The 13,684-nt window shown below is 72.6% G+C and carries 12 protein-coding genes; 3 read left to right on the forward strand and 9 right to left on the reverse strand.

All coding sequences use genetic code 11. The features are described 5' to 3' along the window. Window positions 1-26: 26 nt before the first annotated feature. The 4 genes from RIC31_RS18605 to ftsE form a co-directional block, all read right to left on the reverse strand. Window positions 27-2,327 carry an adenosylcobalamin-dependent ribonucleoside-diphosphate reductase gene (locus tag RIC31_RS18605; RefSeq protein ID WP_350111223.1) on the reverse strand — a complete coding sequence of 767 codons (2,301 nt, stop codon included), beginning with the start codon at window positions 2,325-2,327 and terminating at the stop codon, window positions 27-29. A gap of 75 nt (window positions 2,328-2,402) precedes the next feature. Next, window positions 2,403-3,011, reverse strand: a complete 609-nt coding sequence (locus tag RIC31_RS18610; RefSeq protein ID WP_350111226.1) for a YdcF family protein — start codon at window positions 3,009-3,011, stop codon at window positions 2,403-2,405. A gap of 78 nt (window positions 3,012-3,089) precedes the next feature. Continuing rightward, complete coding sequence (locus RIC31_RS18615; protein ID WP_350111229.1) at window positions 3,090-4,007, reverse strand: cell division protein FtsX; 918 nt, start codon at window positions 4,005-4,007, stop codon at window positions 3,090-3,092. Between the two features lie 14 nt (window positions 4,008-4,021). Next, window positions 4,022-4,750, reverse strand: coding sequence for a cell division ATP-binding protein FtsE (gene ftsE / locus RIC31_RS18620; protein WP_350111232.1), 729 nt, complete (start codon window positions 4,748-4,750; stop codon window positions 4,022-4,024). Window positions 4,751-4,974: 224 nt separating this feature from the next. Between ftsE and RIC31_RS18625 the strand changes: the two genes are divergently transcribed. Continuing rightward, window positions 4,975-5,826 carry a zinc-ribbon domain-containing protein gene (locus tag RIC31_RS18625; RefSeq protein ID WP_350111235.1) on the forward strand — a complete coding sequence of 284 codons (852 nt, stop codon included), beginning with the start codon at window positions 4,975-4,977 and terminating at the stop codon, window positions 5,824-5,826. Between the two features lie 13 nt (window positions 5,827-5,839). On the opposite strand, the gene RIC31_RS18630 is transcribed toward RIC31_RS18625, so the two are convergent. The 4 genes from RIC31_RS18630 to argH form a co-directional block, all read right to left on the reverse strand. After that, a complete protein-coding gene (locus tag RIC31_RS18630) occupies window positions 5,840-8,524 on the reverse strand; it encodes a TIGR02302 family protein (RefSeq protein WP_350111238.1) in 2,685 nt (894 codons plus the stop codon). Window positions 8,525-8,691: 167 nt separating this feature from the next. Then, window positions 8,692-9,954 carry a diaminopimelate decarboxylase gene (gene lysA / locus RIC31_RS18635; RefSeq protein WP_350111241.1) on the reverse strand — a complete coding sequence of 421 codons (1,263 nt, stop codon included), beginning with the start codon at window positions 9,952-9,954 and terminating at the stop codon, window positions 8,692-8,694. Window positions 9,955-9,986: 32 nt separating this feature from the next. Then, window positions 9,987-10,124: a hypothetical protein gene (locus tag RIC31_RS18640; RefSeq protein WP_350111244.1), complete on the reverse strand. Its 138-nt coding sequence runs from the start codon at window positions 10,122-10,124 to the stop codon at window positions 9,987-9,989. Continuing rightward, entirely contained in the window at window positions 10,121-11,554 is a 1,434-nt protein-coding gene (gene argH, locus RIC31_RS18645; RefSeq protein WP_350111247.1) for an argininosuccinate lyase, read from the reverse strand. Before argH ends, RIC31_RS18640 begins: the two co-directional genes overlap by 4 nt. Between argH and RIC31_RS18650 the strand changes: the two genes are divergently transcribed. Next, window positions 11,553-12,152 carry a TlpA family protein disulfide reductase gene (locus tag RIC31_RS18650; RefSeq protein ID WP_350111250.1) on the forward strand — a complete coding sequence of 200 codons (600 nt, stop codon included), beginning with the start codon at window positions 11,553-11,555 and terminating at the stop codon, window positions 12,150-12,152. The genes argH and RIC31_RS18650 overlap by 2 nt on opposite strands. Then, the gene (locus tag RIC31_RS18655) at window positions 12,152-13,201 is read left to right on the forward strand and encodes a TAXI family TRAP transporter solute-binding subunit (protein ID WP_350111253.1); all 1,050 of its coding nucleotides are present in this window, start codon (window positions 12,152-12,154) and stop codon (window positions 13,199-13,201) included. The genes RIC31_RS18650 and RIC31_RS18655 overlap by 1 nt, the downstream gene beginning before the upstream one ends. 135 nt (window positions 13,202-13,336) lie before the next feature. Here the strand turns inward: RIC31_RS18655 and RIC31_RS18660 are convergent, their stop codons facing one another. Beyond that, a complete protein-coding gene (locus RIC31_RS18660; protein ID WP_350111256.1) occupies window positions 13,337-13,564 on the reverse strand; it encodes a hypothetical protein in 228 nt (75 codons plus the stop codon). Window positions 13,565-13,684: the final 120 nt, after the last annotated feature.

The raw sequence follows: 13,684 nt of genomic DNA on the forward strand, positions 1-13,684 counted from the left end.
CGGGCCGACACGCGGGCGGCGGCCGCCTACCCGCACTTGGAATAGCCGCAGGCGGTGCAGACGGCGCAGCCCTCCTGGTGGATCATCGCGACCGAGCCGCAGCTCGGGCACTGCCCGGGCGTGCCGCCCAGGTTGACCACCTCGCGGCCGGCGGCCGGGTCCTTGCCGGATCCTGCCCCGCGGCGCTTCAGGAAGCCGATCTCGACCATGTGGGTCTCGATCACCTCGCCGATCGCCGCCAGCAGCGACGGCACGTATTTGCCCTTCAGCCACTGGCCGCCGCGCGGGTCAAATACCGCCTTCAGCTCGTCGACCACGAACGACACGTCGCCGCCCCGCCGGAACACCGCGCTGATCATCCGGGTCAGCGCCACCGTCCAGGCGAAGTGCTCCATGTTCTTGGAGTTGATGAACACCTCGAACGGCCGGCGGCGGCCGTCCTGCACGATGTCGTTCACCGTGATGTAGATGGCGTGGTCGCTGTCGGCCCATTTGATCTTGTAGGTCTCGCCGGGCAGCGCCACCGGCCGGTCGAGCGGCTCGGTGAGGTGCACGACCGCGCGGCCGTCGGCCAGGATCGTGGCGGTCTCGGCGGCGGGATCCGCCGGGGCTTCCGTCTCCGGCTCCTCGCGCCGGGTCGCCAGCACCGCCCCGGTGACGTCGTTCGGGCGGTAGGTCGTGCAGCCCTTGCAGCCCGACTCGTAGGCCTGCCGGTAGACGTCCTTGAAGGCCTCGAAGGCGATGTCCTCGGGGCAGTTGATGGTCTTGGAGATCGAGCTGTCGACGTATTTCTGCACCGCCGCCTGCATCACCACATGGTCGCTCGGGCTCAGGCTCTGGGCGTGCACGAAGGCCGGGGTCAGCGGCGCGTCCGGCCCCTTCAGTTCGCAGAACAGCCGGTAGGCGAGGTCGCTGACCTCCTCGGTCCGCTTCGAGCCGTCCGGCATCAGCACCGTGCGGTCGTAGGTGAAGCTGAACACCGGCTCGAGCCCGGACGACACGTTGTCGGCGAACAGCGAGATGGTGCCGGTCGGCGCGATCGAGGTGACCAGGGCGTTGCGGATGCCGTGCTCGGCGATGCCGGCGCGCAGGTCGTCGTCGAGCTCGGCGATGCTCTCGCCGGCGAGATAGGGCTCGGCCTCGAACAGCGGGAACGGCCCCTTCTCGCGCGCCAGGTCGATCGAGGCCCGGTAGGCGTGCCGGCGCAGCAGCGCCATCCAGCGCTCGGTGGTCGCGACCGCCTCCGGCGAGCCGTAGCGCAGGCCGCAGAAGATCAGGGCGTCGGCCAGGCCGGTGACGCCGAGGCCGATGCGGCGCTTGGCCTTGGCCTCCTGGGCCTGCATCGCCAGCGGGAAGCGCGACACGTCGACCACGTTGTCCATCATGCGCACGGCCACCGGCACCACCTCGGCCAGCGCCGCCTCGTCGAGCCCGGCGTCGGGTTCGAACGGCCGGGCCACCAGGGTGGCCAGGTTGATCGAGCCGAGCAGGCAGGCGCCGTAGGGCGGCAGCGGCTGCTCGCCGCAGGGATTGGTCGCGGCGATGGTCTCGCAGTAGTGCAGGTTGTTCCGCCGGTTGATGCGGTCGATGAAGATCACCCCCGGCTCGGCGACGTCGTAGGTCGTCCGCATGATGCGGTCCCACAGGGCGCGCGCCTTGAGGGTCCGGTAGACGGCGCCGTCGAACGTCAGCGCCCAGTCGGCGTCGGCCTTCACCGCCTCCATGAACGGGTCGGTGACCAGGACCGACAGGTTGAACATGCGCAGCCGCGCCGGGTCGCGCTTGGCCTCGACGAAGTCCTCGATGTCCGGGTGGTCGCAGCGCAGGGTCGCCATCATGGCGCCGCGGCGCGAGCCGGCGCTCATGATGGTGCGGCACATGGCGTCCCAGACGTCCATGAACGACAGCGGCCCGGAGGCGTCGGCGCCGACGCCCTTCACCGGCGCGCCGCGCGGCCGCACGGTCGAGAAGTCGTAGCCGATGCCGCCGCCCTGCTGCATGGTCAGGGCGGCCTCCTTCAGGGACTCGAAGATCCCCTCCATGGAGTCGGGGATGGTGCCCATGACGAAGCAGTTGAACAGCGTGACCGTGCGGCCGGTGCCGGCACCGGCCAGGATCCGGCCGGCCGGCAGGAAGCGGTAGCCCTCCATCGCCTCGTAGAAGCGTCCGGCCCAGTGCTCGCGCCGCTCGGGTGCCTCGGCCTCGGCCAGGGCGGCGGCAACCCGGCGCCAGCTGTCCTCCGGCGACGCCTCCACGGGCTGGCCGTCGACGCGCAGCCGGTACTTCATGTCCCAGATCTGACGGCTGATCGGTGCCGGTTCCTGCATCACTCACCCCTGGTGTCGCGGGCGGCCTTATAAGATAGGAGCCGGCCGCCGGCGGAGCAATTTATTTTGTTCTTCTTACGTTCTCGGCGCCGCGACGGGCGGCGGCGGTGCCACCAGGTCGGCCAGGGCGATCCTGATGCGGGCGAAGATGAACTTCGTCCATTCGCCGGCGATCAGCCCGAAGGTGCCCGGCCAGCGCCACCAGGCTTCCACCCGGACATCGGCCGGGACCACCGGGTAGGTGGTCAGCGCGATCTCGGGCAGGGCGTGCTCGAACTCCATGCGGGCCCGCGGCATGTGGTAGTTCGAGGTCACCAGCACCAGGGACCTGCGGTCGGTGGCGCGCGCCCACAGCGCGGTCTCGCGGGCGTTTCCCAGGGTGTCGGAGGCGCCGTAGCCGAGCACGATGCAGCAGTCGATGGTCGCCTGGTCCAGGCTGGCCCCGACATCGGGCACCAGGTCCCGGACCCGGGCCGGATCGACCCTGTGGTCGACGCCCGACACGAACAGCACCGGCGCGGTGCCCCGGGTCAGGAGGTCGACGCCGGCGTCCATGCGCTTGCTGCCGCCGGTCAGCACCACGATCGCGTCGGCGGTCGCGACCGGCAGCGTCGCCTGCATCGGGATGCGGTTCGCATACTGCGTCAGGCCGATCGCCCAGGCCACGATCAGTGCCAGTATCACGATCGCGAACGCTCTCCGGATGCGGGAGCCGGAGTGCTCGGGCGTTCGACGGAAACGGTAGCGCCGGCGGGCCATCGCTCAGGGCAGCCGGGCGAGGGATACCAGGACGGAGGCCCGCGCGGTCAGGGTGGCGATCAGGGTGGCGGCGACCGGCAGGACCGCCAGCACCAGCCAGTCCCGCAGGCCGAACTCCACGGCGTCGAGCAGGCTGGCCAGACCGGCCGGGCCGGACACCGCGGCGGCGTCGGCGGCGGTCCACTGCAGGGCGGCCACGGTCGCCGCCGCCAGCACGGCGCCGCAGACCGCGCCGGCCAGGGCCAGCCGGCCGGTGTGGCGCTGGAACTGGGCGGCGATGAAGCGGTCGGGGGCGCCGATCAGGTGCAGGATCTCGATCTCGTTGCGGTGCACGCCGAGGCCGGTGCGCACCGCGAACACCACCGCGAGGACGGCGGCCAGCGAGACCAGCACGATCACCACCAGGCCGGTCGCCGCGATCGAGCGCCCGAGCGCCTGGGCGTCGGCGAGCCAGCGGGCATGGTCGTCGAGCGTGGTCCCCGGGGCGGCGTTCTCCAGCCGGTCGGCCAGCGCGCCGCGGTCGAGCGGCTGCCCGGCGGACAGCCGCACGTCGACCAGGGTCGGCATCGGCAGGGCGCCGACCAGCTCGGGGCCGAGCCAGGGTTCCAGCAGGGCGGCCGCCTCGGCGTCCGGCAGCGGCCGGGCGGCGGCGATGCCCGGGGTGACCCGCAGCAGCCGCAGCACCGCCTCGCGGCGCTCGCTGGCGGTCTCGCGCGAAGCCTCGGCCTCGGCGCCCGCCACCGGCGGGATCTGCACGGTCATGGTGCCGGCCAGACGCTGGTCCCAGCTCTCGACGAAGCCGTGCGCGGTCAGCCCGCCGATCGCGGCCAGCACGGCGAGATAGACCAGCACCGCCAGCAGCCCCGGCAGGAACCGGGTCGACGGATCGCGGGCCAGGGCCAGGTCGTTGCGTCCCCACATCCTCGCCACCCCGGTCAGGCCGGTCGCGCGGCGGCGGCCGCCGCCTGGACCGCCGACGCCGGCGTCGACATGGCGGTGCCGCTCACCGAGACCCGGGTCAGGCGGGCGCCCTCGAGATGCAGCCGCGGGTGGTCGAACCGCCGGACCAGCGATTCGTTGTGGGTCGCGATCAGGACGGTGGTCCCCATCTTGTTCAGCTCCTCGAACAGATAGAGCAGCCGGACCGCGATCCGGTCGTCGACGTTGCCGGTCGGCTCGTCCGCCAGCAGCAGGCTGGGCCGGCCGATCACCGCCCGGGCGATCGCGATGCGCTGCTGCTGGCCGCCGGACAGGGTCGCCGGCAGCGCGTCGAGATGGCTGCTGAGCCCGACCCAGGCCAGCAGTTCCGGCACGTGCTCGCGGATCAGCGCCTCGCGGGTCCCGGCGATCCGCAGCGGCAGCGCCACGTTGTCGAGCGCCGACAGGTGCGGGATCAGGCGGAAGTCCTGGAACACCACGCCGACCCGCCGGCGCATCGCCGGCCGCTCGCTGCGCCGGATCCGGGCGACGTCGCGGTCGAACAGGTGGACCCGGCCGGACACCGGCCTGGCCCCCAGATACATCAGGCGCAGCAGCGTCGACTTGCCGGCGCCGCTGCCGCCGGTCAGGAAGTGGAAGCTGCCCGGCTCCAGCTCGAACGACACGTCGCGCAGAATGACGGGACCCCCGTCATAGCGCATGAACACGTTCTCGAAGCGGACCACCTGACTTCTCGTCCCTCGCGGCTGCGGGCGGCGCGCGTCCGGCGCCGATTCCCTTCAGGCCCAGATCCCTGCAGGTCGGGCGGATCTTGGACGAAGGCGGTGGCGAAAGAAAGACGTGCGCCGTCATGGATTTCGACGGCGGTCCGGCGGGCGCCGACGCAGTCGTGGCGGGCCGCCGCGTGCGCTGTATACTCCGCGCCGCGGATCGGAACACGAGGCGGCGGATGCGGGTCACCTGCCCGGAATGCGAATCGAAGTTCAAGGTACCTGACAAGGCCCTGGGGGCGACCGGCCGCAAGCTCCGCTGCAGCCAGTGCGGTCACCAGTGGTTCCAGGAGCCGAAGGCCGAGAAGCCGGCGGCCAAGGCCGCCGCCAAGCCGGGCGCCAAGGGCAAGCCGAAACCGAAGGCCAAGGCGAAGCCGAAGCAGAAGCCGGCTCCCGAGGTCGAGGAGGGGGTCGACGAGCCGTCGCCGGAGGCCGCCGCCGAGGACGGGTTCGCCGGCGACGATGGCGCGCCGGGCGACGATCTGCGGCCGATGGCCGGGGACGGCGAGATGGATCCGCCGCCGCTCGGCGGCGTGTCGCGGTTCCGCGGCCCCCGGCGCACCGAGCGGCCGCCGCGCCGGCTGCCGGTGCCGCTGCTGGTGCTGGCCGGTGCCGCGATCGCGATCCCGGCCGTGCTGTTCGCCGGCCGCGACGCCCTGGTCGAGGCCTGGCCGGCCAGCGCCCTGCTGTACGACAAGACCGGCCTGCACGTGCCGGTCCCCGGCGAGGGGCTGGTGCTGCAGAACGTCTTCGTGCAGCGCCGCCAGGAGGGGAGCGTGACGCTGCTGGTGGTGGCCGGCGAGATCCACAACCCGACCGACCGCCTGCGCAGCCTGCCGGCGCTGCGCGGCACCGTGCTCGACGGCCATGGCGACGCCGTCCAGTCCTGGCTGTTCACCGCCGAGGCGCCGCAGCTGCTGCCCGGCGACACCGGCCGCTTCCAGTCCGAGCTGGCGGCCCCGGCGCCGGACGCCGTCAAGGTCAACGTGACCTTCACGGCGGATCGCCCGGAGGGCGGCATCGGCTACTGAGGCGGCCCGGGCCTCAGAACCGCTTCAGCAGGCGCTCGATGTAGTCGAGCTCGAGTTCCGGGCGGCTGCGGTCGCCGGAGCGCTTGCGCAGCTCGTCGAAGATCCGCCGGGCCCGCAGCAGGTCGCTCTCGCCGGGGATCTCCACGCCGCCCTCGTCGGTGGCGTAGCCCTGGTTCGGGCGGTCGCGCAGCGGGTCGCGGGGGCGGTCGCTGCCGGGCTGGCCCTGGGCGCCCGGGTCCGGGGCGGTGCCGCCGTTGGCCTGCTGGTTCTGCCGCATCGCCTCAGCGAGCGCCTGGGCGCCGTCCTGCAGCCGCTCGACGGCGTCGCCCTGCGGGCCGACCGCCTCGCCCGGCTGGGACCGGCCCAGCGCGTCGCCGGCCTCCTTCATGGCGCGCTCGGCCTCGCCGAAGGGCTGCGGGATCTGGCCCATGCCCTCGCCGAGCTTGCGCATGAACTCGCCGAGCTGCCGGCGCAGCTGCTCCTGCATGCGGGCCAGCGCCTCGGGGGTGGCGTTGCCGCCGGCGCCCGGCTGGCCGCGCCGGCCACCGCGGTCGGCTTCGCGCGACTGGCCGTCGCCCATCCGGCCCTCCTGGCCGGGCCGCTGCCCGGGGCGCATGCCTTGGCCCTCGCGCGGCTGGCCCGGCATCTGGCCCATCTCTCCGGGCCGCTGGCCTTCGCGCCGGTCGCCCTCCTGGTGCTGCTTGTAGGTCTGGTCCATCAGCTGCTGCTGGCGCTCGGCCAGTTCCTGCAGCTGGCGCATCATCTCCTGGGCCGCCATCTGCTCCGGCGACATCATCTGCGGCCGGCCGGCGCGCAGGTTCTCCATCATCTCGCGCAGTTGCGACAGCAGCTGTCGGGCGGCGTCCTTGGCCCCGGCCTTCATCATCTCGCGCGCCCGGTCGACCATGTCCATCAGGTCCTTGCGCTCGACCATCTGGCTCGGGTCGACCTCCTGCATCTCCTGCTGCTCGCCGCTCTGCATCTGCTGGCGCATCTGCTCCATCATCGCCTGCAGGTACTTGTCGATCGCCTGCTTCAACTCCTCCATCAGCCGCTCGAGCTCGGCGTCGTCCGGGTTGTCCTGGGCCAGCATCTCCATCAGCCGGCGCTCCAGCTCGCGCAGCTCGCGGGCCGCCAGCGACATCTCGCCGTCCTCGATGCGCAGCGCGATGTCCCACAGCAGCGACTGGATGTCGGCCACCATCGCCGGGGTGGCGTCGTTCATCACCAGCCGGCCGGCCGACAGCCGCAGCCCGAGGAAGGTCACCGCGTCGTCGTAGTAGTGCTGCGGCCGGGCGGCCAGCGACATCAGCACCTCGGCGATGTCGGTCTTCTCGTGCGGCTCGGTCACCAGGCGCTTGCGCTGCTCGATGACGGCGCGGGCGACCGGGTGGGTGAACTGCCGCTCCGGCAGGATCAGCCGCACGGTCTCGCTGACCCCCTCCTGGCCGGCCTCGTCGCGCGCCACCAGCGTCATGTCGACCGGCTGGCCGGCCCAGGGATGCGGGGTCAGGTCGTGGAAGTCCTTGGCGTCGGCCGCCTCCAGCCCGCTGCCCGGCAGGACCATCGCCAGCACGACCGGCTCCTCGCCGGTGGCGGCGCCGGTGGAGTCAAGCCGCCGGATTCTGGCCTCGACCGCCGCCAGCCCGTAGTCGTCGCTGGCGGTGTAGTGGACCATCAGGGTGGCGCGCTCGGTGCCCTGCGGCGGCTCGGCGAACGCGACCGAGGGCTTCAGGTCCGGCAGCACCGTGAGGGTCCAGGCCGCCAGCTCGCTGCCGCCCTGGCGGATCGCCAGCGCGGTGCCCTCGGTGATCGGGGTCTCGATCTGGTAGGCCTGCTCGGCGACCTGCTCGAACGGCCGGGCCGCCTCGGCCTGGCCGGCGGCGAACGCCAGGGTCGGCACGCCGTCGCCGCCGTTGACCTTGGCCAGCAGCACCGACCCGGTCGGCACCGCCAGCCGCTTCGGGGTCGTCTCGGTGGCGGTCGCCACGCCGTCGCCGCCGCCCGGCTGGCCGGCCCGGGCCAGCAGCATCGGCGGCCGGCCGGTATAGGCCGGCGGGTTGATCCAGACGTCGAGGGTCGGCGGCGGGGCCTGGGTGAGCGGGCTCAGGGTCGGCTGGAACGCCTCGGCCATACGGCCCAGCGGATCCGGGGCGGCGACCGCCAGCCCGGCGATCAGCGCGAGGCCGACGGCGACGCGCGCGCCGAACGGATCGAGCCGGGCCATCGCCGGCTCCGGCGCCCGTACCCGCAGCCCGGCCAGGCGGTCTTCCTGGCGGCGGCGATGCGCCTCCCACAGCGCCTCCGCCATCGGGTCGCGCCCGGCACCGGCCAGGCGGTCGGACAGGCCGGAGATCGGCCGGTGGGTCAGGGCGCTGTCGCGTTCCAGCCGGCGCGCGGCGTCGGCGTCGGCCGCCGGCTGCCAGGCGACCGCGCCGCGGCGGGCGGTCCACAGGATGGCGAGGGCGAAACCGACCAGCAGGGCCAGATGGCCCCAGCCGCCGGTGTGCTCGCCGATCGCGGCCGGAACCCCGAGCAGGGCGATGCCGAAGAAGGCGGCGATCAGCAGCAGCGGGACCCAGATCGAGGGCCACAGCCGCTCCCAGCCGACGATGGCCCGGGCGAACGCGAGCTGGCGGGCGACGCGGCGGGTGGGCTGGGGCGGCGTCCGGTCGGACGGGGCCTCGGTGGGGCGCACGGCAATCCTCCGCGAAAGCGGTGGGCGACCAGACGCCGTCAGGGTCAGCCCCCTTTCCCGGCGACGTCCAACGGTCGTGAACCGCTATAGTGTCGGGTGCCGCCCCGGCAGGGTCAAGGGGCGCGCACCGACCGGGCGGCCGGGACCGCCCCGGTCAACCGCCCCGGTCAGCCGCCGATCCAGTCCGGCACCCGGTCGAGCCCGATCAGCGCCGACACGTCCTGGCGCGGCCGGATCACCGCCCAGCGGTCGCCGTCGACCAGCACCTCCGGCGCCAGCGGCCGGGCGTTGTAGGTCGACGACATGACCGCGCCGTAGGCGCCGGCGTCGCGCACCGCCAGCAGCTCGCCGGCCTCGACCGCCGGCAGCGGCCGGTCCTTGGCCAGATAGTCGCCGGATTCGCAGATCGGCCCGACCACGTCGGCCGGGCCGGCGTCCGGCCGGTCGCGCCCGGTCACCGGCTCGATGCGGTGGAAGCCCTCGTACAGGGTCGGCCGGATCAGGTCGTTCATGGCGGCGTCGACCACCACGTGGCGCTTGCTGACGCCCTGCTTGACCAGGATCACCCGGGCCAGCAGCACGCCGGCCGCTCCGACCAGCCAGCGTCCCGGCTCGACCGCCAGCTCGAAGCCGAGGTCGCCGAGCTCCTCCGCGATGATCGCCGCCAGCGCCTTCGGGTCCGGACCTTCCTCGCCGCGGTAGCCGATGCCGAGGCCGCCGCCGAGGTCGAGGGTGGTCAGGCCGTAGCCCTCCGCGCGCAGCGTCAGCGCCATCTCGCGCAGCCGGACATAGGTCTGGCGGTACGGCGCCAGGTCCATCAGCTGCGAGCCGATATGGGCCGACAGGCCGACCGCCTCGACCCCGTCGAGTTCGGCGGCGCGGGCGAAGAACTCCGGCGCCCGCTCGATCGGCACGCCGAACTTGTTCTCGGCCTTGCCGGTGGTGATCTTGGCGTGGGTCTTGGCGTCGACGTCCGGGTTCACCCGCAGGCCGACCCGCGCGGTCGTCCCCTTCGAGCGCGCGACCTCGGCGAGCATCTCCAGCTCGGGCTCGGACTCGATGTTGAACAGATGGATCCGGGCGTCGAGCGCCGCCGCCATCTCGTCGCGGGTCTTGCCGACCCCGGCGAACACGATGCGGTCGGCCGGCACGCCGGCGGCCAGCGCACGGGCCAGCTCGCCGCCGGAGACCACGTCGGCGCCGGCGCCCATCGCGCGCAGCAGCGCGATCACCGCCTGGTTGCTGTTGGCCTTGACCGCGTAGTGGATCGAGGCGCCGAGCGGCGCCAGGGCGTCCGACAGCGCCGCGTAGCGGGACCGGATCGCGCCGGCGGAGTAGACGTAGACCGGCGTGCCGACCTGCGCGGCGATGACCGCCAGCGGCACGTTCTCGACGGCCATCTGGCCGTCTCGGGTGTGGAAGCCCTGCATGCTGGTCCCCGGTGCTGGAGGCGTTGCGGCGGTCAGTTGGCGGGATAGGACCGCGGATAGGCCGACGGCTTGTCGGACGGCGGCTCGAGTTGCCCGCGTTTGCCGCAGGCGACCGGCCCGGCCAAGGCCAGGCCGAACACCACCGCCAGCAGGGTGAGAGTACGGGTCATCGCGCGCCTCCTTCGAGGAACCGGGTGCGGGCCTCCGCGACCTGCTCGCGCACCCGCGCCGGGGCGGTGCCGCCGAAGCTGGTGCGGGCGTTGACCGAGGCCTCGACCGAGACCACCGCGTAGATCCGCTCGTCGAGCGCCGGGTGCGCCGCCTTCATGACCTCGAGCGGCAGGTCGGCGAGGCCGCAGCCGCGGGTCTCGGCCTCCTTGACCAGGCTGCCGCTGACATGGTGGGCGTCGCGGAACGGCAGCCCGGCCTCGCGCACCAGCCAGTCGGCCAGGTCGGTGGCGGTCGGGAAGCCGGCCTCGACCGCCCGCCGCATGGCCGCCGGGTCGGCCACCAGGTCGGCGATCATGCCGGCGGTCGCGGCGATGCAGAGCCCGAGGGTGTCGATCGCGTCGAACACCGGCTCCTTGTCCTCCTGCATGTCCTTGCCGTAGGCCAGCGGCAGGCCCTTCATGACCACCGACAGGGCGGTGAAGGCGCCGAGCACCCGACCGGCCTTGCCCTTCACCAGTTCGGCGCCGTCGGCGTTGCGCTTCTGCGGCATGATCGAGCTGCCGGTCGAGAACGCGTCGGACAGCCGCACGAAGCGGAACTGCTGGGTCGTCCAGAGCACCAGCTCCTCGGCCAGCCGCGACATGTGCACGGCGCAGATGCCGGCGGCGGCGATCAGCTCCATCGCGTAGTCGCGGTCGGAGACCGAATCCAGCGAGTTCGCCGTCGGCCGGTCGAAGCCGAGGGCCGAGGCGGTGCGGAAGCGGTCGATCGGGTACGGCGTGCCGGCCAGCGCGGCGGCGCCGAGCGGGCTCTCGTTCAGGCGCCGGCGGCAGTCGGCGAGGCGGCTGCGGTCGCGGCCGAACATCTCGACATAGGCCAGCATGTGGTGGCCGAAGGTCACCGGCTGGGCGACCTGCAGGTGGGTGAAGCCGGGCATCACGGTGTCGGCGTGCCGGTCGGCCTGGTCGATCAGCGCCGCCTGCAGGGCCGTCAGCTCGACCTCCAGGTCGTCGATGGCGCCGCGGCACCAGAGCTTCATGTCGAGCGCCACCTGGTCGTTGCGCGACCGCCCGGTGTGCAGCCGGCCGGCCGGATCGCCGATCAGGTCGCGCAGCCGCGACTCGACGTTCATGTGGATGTCTTCGAGCGCACGCGAGAATTTGAACCGCCCGGACTCGATTTCGCCCCAAATCTCATCTAGACCCTTGGCTATGGCGGCGCCGTCCGCGGCCGAGACGATGCCCTGGGCAACCAGCATCTCGGCATGCGCCTTGGAGCCCTGGATGTCTTCCCGCCAGAAACGCCGGTCGAAGTCGATGGACGGGTTGATACGCTCCATCACCTCGGCGGGCCCGGACGCGAAGCGACCGCCCCAGAGTTCGTTCGTCCGGCTCTCGGGTGCGGTTGGGGCGGGAGATTGATCGGTCATGACGGGTCCCGGTTGGCGCATCGCTCGTTCCCCGTGGCGCCTCGGCCTGCTGGCCGGTGTGATCGCCGCGGTACTGGCCGGTGCGGTGGTGGCTGTCGGAGCGGCCGGCGGGCCGCCGGCCCTGACCGGTGGCTATGGCGCCTACGAACCGCTCTCCGAGCCGCAGCCCGCCCCGAGCACCGCCTTCCTAGACCCGGACGGGCGACCCATCAAGCTCGACGCGTATCGCGGCGGCTACGTGCTGCTGAATGTCTGGGCCACCTGGTGCGCGCCCTGCGTGAAGGAACTGCCGTCGCTCGACCGCCTGCAGGCGGCGCTGGGCGGCGACCGGTTCCGGGTCCAGCTGCTGTCGGTCGACCGCAAGGGGCTCGAGCTGGCGGGCCCGTTCCTGACGAAGCTCGGGATCCGGAACCTGCGGACCGCCGCCGACCCCAAGTCGGAACTGGCGCGTGCGCTGGGGACTGCCGGGCTGCCGACCTCGGTGCTGATCGACCCGGAAGGCCGGATCGTCGGTCGCATGCTCGGCGACGCCGAGTGGGATTCGCCCGCCGCCAAGGCCCTGATCCTGCATTATCTCAACCGGCCGGAGGCGGCGTGATGGCGCGCGACGGGAGCATCCGCGACCGCACCGCCCGGCTCGGCCGAGCGGCGGCTTTGGCGCTGGCGCTGGCGCTGGTCGCCGGGATCGCCGGGCCGGCAGCGGCCCAGGACCCGGAGCTGACGTTCTTCCGGATCGCCACCGGCGGCGTCAACGGCACCTACTATCCGATCGGCGCGATCATCGGGAACGCCATCTCGAACCCGGCCGGCTCGCGTCCCTGCGGCCAGGGCGGCAGCTGCGGCGTCCCCAACCTGATCGCCGCCGCGGTCTCGTCGAACGGCTCGGTGGCCAATGTCGAGGCGATCGAGACCGGACAGATCGAGTCGGCGTTCGCCCAGGCCGACGTGGTGCACGACGCCTACTACGGCAAGCGGACCTTCGACGGCCGGCAGCCGATGCAGAAGCTTCGGGTGATCGCCAACCTGTACGCCGAGCGCATGCAGGTGGTGGTGCGACGGGGCATCGGCATCGCCGGAATCAGGGACCTGGCCGGCAAGCGGGTGTCGCTGGACGAACCCGGGTCCGGAACGCTGCTGATGGCCCGGCTGGTGCTGAAGTCCTACGGGCTGGCCGAGACCGACGTGGTGGCGGACTACCTGAAGCCGGGACCGGCGTCGTCCTTGATGCTGCGCGACGAACTCGACGCCTTCGTCATCGTCGCCGGGGTGCCGACCAACGTGGTGGCCGACCTGACCGCGAACGGGGTCGCCGACCTGCTGGCGCTCGACGGCGCGCCGGTCGACAAGATCCTGGAGACCCACCCGTTCCTGGCCCGCACCGCGATCCCGGCGGAGACCTACTGGCCCGGCGCCCCGGAGATCCCGACCATCGGCGTCGGCGCCCAGTGGATCGTCTCCGCCGACGTCCCGGAGGAGCGGGTCTACGCGATCTGCCGGGCGCTGTGGAACACCGCGACCCGCGTCCTGCTGGACGGCGGACACCCGGCCGGCAAGCAGATCCGGCTCGAGACCGCGCTCGACGGCATCGACATCCCGCTGCACCCGGGTGCGGCGCGCTGCTACGACGAACTGGGAGTCAGTCGGTGACGGCCGGCAGCCGGTGATGGCAGGGAAATGGTGACGGCGCGCCCGGCCGCCCCCGGCCGGACCCATGGCCGGCCGGGGGGACAGCCGGCGCAGGGGTGGGGATGCCCACGCAGGCAATTCCGGCGCCCAGCCTGGTCAGTGCATGGTGCCGCCGGCCAGCCTCAGCGCGTAGCCCTGGATCTGGCGACGAAGCGTCGAATCCAGGTCGTCGAAGGAAGCCTGGGCCATCAGCAGGTCCATGGGGCTTCCGCTGTGGATCGCGCGGGACAGGGCCGTGGCGATCTTGGTCTCGTCGCCGACCACGTCGGAGACAGATTGAGTCAGCAAGGCGAGCGCCTTGTCGGTAACCATTCTGGTCATCATGATTCCCTCGTTCTGAAGGAGTTAGGCGGACTCCCGAGATACATAAAACTTTATCTAAAAGCAAGTGAAATACCTGTCGCCCCGGCATCTCGGCACAACCGTCTGAAAGCAGGAGAGAAA

This window comes from Thalassobaculum sp. (genome assembly GCF_040219615.1).
Lineage (GTDB): Bacteria > Pseudomonadota > Alphaproteobacteria > Thalassobaculales > Thalassobaculaceae > Thalassobaculum_A.

What these genes read in the sequence shown, in the direction of transcription:
- RIC31_RS18605 (WP_350111223.1), bottom strand. Translation starts at nt 2,327, where the DNA reads ATGCAGGAACCGGCACCGATCAGCCGTCAGATCTGGGACATGAAGTAC.
- RIC31_RS18615 (WP_350111229.1), bottom strand. Translation starts at nt 4,007, where the DNA reads ATGTGGGGACGCAACGACCTGGCCCTGGCCCGCGATCCGTCGACCCGG.
- RIC31_RS18625 (WP_350111235.1), top strand. Translation starts at nt 4,975, where the DNA reads ATGCGGGTCACCTGCCCGGAATGCGAATCGAAGTTCAAGGTACCTGAC.
- lysA (WP_350111241.1), bottom strand. Translation starts at nt 9,954, where the DNA reads ATGCAGGGCTTCCACACCCGAGACGGCCAGATGGCCGTCGAGAACGTG.
- RIC31_RS18640 (WP_350111244.1), bottom strand. Translation starts at nt 10,124, where the DNA reads ATGACCCGTACTCTCACCCTGCTGGCGGTGGTGTTCGGCCTGGCCTTG.
- RIC31_RS18650 (WP_350111250.1), top strand. Translation starts at nt 11,553, where the DNA reads ATGACGGGTCCCGGTTGGCGCATCGCTCGTTCCCCGTGGCGCCTCGGC.
- argH (WP_350111247.1), bottom strand. Translation starts at nt 11,554, where the DNA reads ATGACCGATCAATCTCCCGCCCCAACCGCACCCGAGAGCCGGACGAAC.
- RIC31_RS18655 (WP_350111253.1), top strand. Translation starts at nt 12,152, where the DNA reads ATGGCGCGCGACGGGAGCATCCGCGACCGCACCGCCCGGCTCGGCCGA.
- RIC31_RS18660 (WP_350111256.1), bottom strand. Translation starts at nt 13,564, where the DNA reads ATGATGACCAGAATGGTTACCGACAAGGCGCTCGCCTTGCTGACTCAA.